The organism is Micrococcus sp. KRD026, from assembly GCF_017168445.1.
Taxonomy (GTDB): Bacteria; Actinomycetota; Actinomycetes; order Actinomycetales; family Micrococcaceae; genus Micrococcus; species Micrococcus luteus.
In genome coordinates this window covers 55,243-58,327 of record NZ_JABFBA010000007.1, presented here as the reverse complement: position 1 = coordinate 58,327, position 3,085 = coordinate 55,243, and the positions used below count along the sequence as shown (strand labels likewise).

Here is a 3,085-nt window from a genome sequence, read left to right as displayed (position 1 = left end):
GGGTGGGCTTGCGTCGCTGTGCTCGCAGACTCAGGTCGGGCTCAAGCTGCTTCTCGTTCATGCGGTGATCCTTTCGAAGATGAGGCCGGCCAGGTCGGCGTAGGCGGAGGCGACGGGTTCGCGCTTCTCATAGTGGCCCAGCCAGTCGCAGGCCAGACGTGCACCGGGGACGATGGAGCGGGCCGGCACCAGGGGGGTGAGCAGCAGCCCGGTCTCGCGCAGCTCCCAGCAGGGCCATGGACTGTTTGAACGCGGCCACGCTGCGGCAGGCTCCGTGCACCCCGACGCAGTCGTCCGAGGCGGGGCGGGCCGCATAGATCACCCGTCTGCGGCGGTGAACGCGTTGGGGGTCAACGGCCCGCCCTGACGGTCGGGGCAGTGGACGACGGACCGAGGAGGCCGCGAGCGAAACGAAGGGCGGGGGCGTCGCGTCTCCGCCTCGACCGTCGGGTCCCCCGCGACGGGGAGGCCCTGATGAGCCCATCCATGACGGCGCGGGGCTGCCGGCGTTCCGAACGGGCCCGGCTGACCGGCCTGCGCTCACCCCACCGGCCCTGGGGACAGGGCCCCCGTCGAGAGCAGCCGACCCGGCAGGCCGCCCCGCCCGGCCACCTCAGTCCCGCAGCTTCACCGAGCGCAGCGCGAGCTCGGTGAGCACCGCCGCCTCGAGGGCCTCGCGGCCCTTGTCCTCGCGGGATCCGGGCAGGCCTGCCCGGTCGCGGGCCTGCTGCTCGGTGTCCACGGTGAGCACGCCGAAGCCCACGGGAACGCCGGTGCGCACCGAGACCTCCGTCACGCCCTGGGTCACGGACTGGCACACGTAGTCGAAGTGCGGGGTGCCCCCGCGCACCACGACGCCGAGGACCACGACGGCGTCGAAGCGCTCCGCCAGCCGCGCCGCAGCGACGGTGAGCTCGACGGTGCCGGGCACGCGCACGAGCACGGGCTCCAGGCCCAAATCCGCCGCGGCGGCCTGCGCCCCGGCGATCAGCCCGTCCATGATCTCCGTGTGCCACTGGGCGGCGACGATCGCCACGTTCAGGCCGCTCGCAGCGGCGGGGTCGGGGGTGAAGGTCGGGGCTCCGGCGCCGCTCATGGGGTGTCCTCCTGGTGGGTGGGGTGGGTCGGGTCGGTGGTCGGGTCGTCGGCCGGCGTGGCGGGTCCGCCGGTGGCCGTCGGCGGTTCGAGCACGCGGTCCGCCAGGGCGTGGGCCATCCGGTCCCGCTTGGTGCGCAGGTAGACGACGTTGTGCTCGGTGACGGGCGTGGGGGCCGGGACACGCTCGACGACGTCGATGCCGGCCGCCCGCAGCCCCGCGACCTTCGCGGGGTTGTTGGTGACGAGGCGGATGCGCCGATAGCCGGCAGCCGTGAGGACGGCGGCGGCCCCGGCCCAGTCGCGCGCCTCGGCGGGCAGACCGAGGGCGAGGTTGGCCTCGACGGTGTCCATCCCCTCCTCCTGGAGCCGGTAGGCGCGGATCTTGTTGGCCAGGCCGATGCCGCGTCCTTCGTGGCCCCGGAGGTAGAGGACGGCGCCGCCCTCGGCCGCCGCGCGGGCGAGGGCGTCCTCGAGCTGGGGGCCGCAGTCGCAGCGCAGGGAGCCGAGGACGTCGCCGGTGAGGCACTCCGAGTGCACGCGGACGGTGAGGGGAGGCTCCGGGTCGGTCTCCCCCGCCACGAGCAGCAGGTGCTCGGCCCCGGTCTCGGCGTCCACGTGCACGCTCACGCGGAACAGGCCGTGCCGGGTCGGCAGGGTGGCCTCGGCGGGGACGGCGGTCAGGGTCGGCGTCGTCTCCTCCAGGTGGGCCACGAGGTCCTCGATGGAGATGAGCACGAGGCCGTGCTCGTCGGAGAACTCCCGCAGGGCGGGCAGGCGCATCATGGTGCCGTCGTCGTGGACGAGCTCGGCGATGGCGGCCACGGGCGCGACGCCGGCCAGGCGGCACAGTTCGACGCCGGCCTCGGTGTGGCCGCGGCGGGCCCGGACGCCGCCGGGGACGGCGCGCAGGGGGAACACATGACCGGGCCGGGTCAGGTCGCCGGGGGCGGCACCGGGGTCGGCGAGCAGGCGGAGGGTGCGGGTGCGGTCGGCGGCGGAGATGCCGGTGGTGACGCCGGCGGCGGCGTCCACGCTCACGGTGTAGGCGGTGCCCTTGGGGTCCTCGTTGACGGTGGTCATGGGCGACAGGGCCAGGCGGTCGGCCAGGCCGGCCGGCAGGGGCGCGCAGATGACGCCCGAGGTGTGCCGGACGGTGAAGGCGGTGACCTCGTCGGTGGCCAGGGCGGCCGCGTAGATCAGGTCTCCCTCGTTCTCGCGGTCGGCGTCGTCCACGACGACGACGGGCCGGCCGGCGGCGATCGCGGCGATCGCCGCGGGGACGGGGTCCAGACGGATGTGCTCGCTCACGGGCGGGCCTCCTCGGTGGGTGCGGCGGGGGCGGACGGGATGAGCGCGAGACGCTCGGCGTACCGGGCGAGCACGTCGGTCTCGAGGTTGACGCGGTCGCCCGGCCGCAGGGCGCCCAGGGTGGTGGCCTCGAGCGTGGCCGGGATGATGCCGATCTCGAACCAGTGCGCGGCCGCGCCCGGGTCGGAGACGGCGGTGACGGTGAGGGAGACGCCCTGCAGGGCGATGGCCCCCTGCGCGGGGACGTAGCGGGCCAGGCGGGCGGGCAGGCCGATGCGCAGGGTGGTCCAGGCCCCGTGCGGGGTGACCGCGAGGACCTCGCCGGTCCCGTCCACGTGGCCCTGGACCACGTGCCCGTCCAGGTGGTCGGTGGGGCGCAGGCAGCGCTCGAGGTTGACCCGGTCCCCCGGGGCGCGGTCGCCGAGGCTGGTCATCCGCAGCGTCTGGCCCATGAGGTCGGCACGGAACACGCCGGGGCGCTCCGTGGGTCCGTCGAGGGCCGTGAGGCACACGCCGTCGACGGCGAGCGAGCCGCCGGCGGGCAGCCCGTCGAGGGCGCGGCCGGCGTCGAGGGTCAGCAGGGCGGTGTCGGCGGCCGCGTCGTGCTCGAGGGCGACGACGGTGCCGAGATGGGTGACGATGCCGGTGAACACTCAGTCCTCCTGGAAACGGGTCGGGG

Annotated in this window: 4 protein-coding genes; all 4 read right to left on the bottom strand. The window is 75.3% G+C overall.

All coding sequences use genetic code 11. The features are described from left to right. Window positions 1-57 precede the first annotated feature (57 nt). The 4 genes from J1M40_RS12860 to J1M40_RS02945 all read right to left on the bottom strand — a co-directional run bounded on the left by J1M40_RS12860 (window position 58) and on the right by J1M40_RS02945 (window position 3,059). Window positions 58-189: a hypothetical protein gene (locus J1M40_RS12860; protein ID WP_020624531.1), complete on the bottom strand. Its 132-nt coding sequence runs from the start codon at window positions 187-189 to the stop codon at window positions 58-60. 424 nt (window positions 190-613) lie between these two features. After that, entirely contained in the window at window positions 614-1,096 is a 483-nt protein-coding gene (gene ribH, locus J1M40_RS02955; RefSeq protein ID WP_036313249.1) for a 6,7-dimethyl-8-ribityllumazine synthase, read from the bottom strand. Then, the gene (gene ribB, locus J1M40_RS02950; protein WP_101965475.1) at window positions 1,093-2,406 is read right to left on the bottom strand and encodes a 3,4-dihydroxy-2-butanone-4-phosphate synthase; all 1,314 of its coding nucleotides are present in this window, start codon (window positions 2,404-2,406) and stop codon (window positions 1,093-1,095) included. Before ribB ends, ribH begins: the two co-directional genes overlap by 4 nt. Continuing rightward, the gene (locus J1M40_RS02945) at window positions 2,403-3,059 is read right to left on the bottom strand and encodes a riboflavin synthase (RefSeq protein ID WP_063189646.1); all 657 of its coding nucleotides are present in this window, start codon (window positions 3,057-3,059) and stop codon (window positions 2,403-2,405) included. Before J1M40_RS02945 ends, ribB begins: the two co-directional genes overlap by 4 nt. Between the last annotated feature and the right edge of the window lie 26 nt (window positions 3,060-3,085).

Excerpts from the sequence above, each read along its gene's own strand:
- ribH (WP_036313249.1), bottom strand. The coding sequence starts at position 1,096 with ATGAGCGGCGCCGGAGCCCCGACCTTCACCCCCGACCCCGCCGCTGCG.